General features: G+C 34.0%; 1 protein-coding gene. It reads right to left on the minus strand.

Annotated elements, in window-relative coordinates; genetic code table 11:
* Positions 1-808 (minus strand): FAD-binding oxidoreductase (locus tag KPL37_RS19505; RefSeq protein ID WP_216151718.1); only part of this gene is annotated, 808 nt, incomplete at both ends.

Here is an 808-nt window from a genome sequence, read left to right on the forward strand (position 1 = left end):
TAAGCTTTTTCTATTTCTTCTATAGTATTACCATCAAATGTCAATAAGAGATATGCATCTGATGAATTATCTGGAAACTTTTTACCAAGAAACTCTTCAGCAGCAAGAATAACCTCTCTTTGCATAAATTCTATAGCCGTTGGTGCTGCTTTTGATTTAACTATTAACGGAACTGTATTTATTGCCATATCAAGATTAGGGAAAGGTATTAATAGTGATACAGCTTTTTTAGGTAGTGGTAATAGTCTTAATATAATCTTTGTAACTATTCCAAGGGTTCCCTCAGAACCACATATTAAGTCTTTTATGCTGTAGCCAGTAGAATTTTTAACTACTTTTCCTCCAACTTCAAGTATTTCTCCACTGGGAAGCACTACTTCAAGTCCTCTTATATAGTCCCTTGTTACTCCGTACTTAACAGCTCTCATTCCACCTGCATTTGTGTTTATATTTCCAGCAATTGTTGCAGATTTTTCGCCTGGATCTGGTGGATAAAATAAATCAAATTCTTCAACATATTTGCTTATCTCCATTAAAAGTACACCTGGCTCTAAAGTTAACATTAAGTTTTCTTCATCAATTTCAAGTATTTTATTCATTCTAGACATATTTATCATAATTCCACCGAATATTGGGACTGACGCTCCAACTAAACCCGTTCCTGAACCCCTTGCTACAACAGGAATGACATTATCAGATGCATATTTCATAATCTTTGACACTTCATCAGTTGTAAGAACTTCAACTAATACTTCTGGCATTTTACTTATTCCACCCATCTCATCATGGCTGAAATCGTCATTTATAT

It is taken from the genome of Clostridium frigoris, from assembly GCF_018861865.1.
Classification (GTDB): domain Bacteria; phylum Bacillota; class Clostridia; order Clostridiales; family Clostridiaceae; genus Clostridium_AD; species Clostridium_AD frigoris.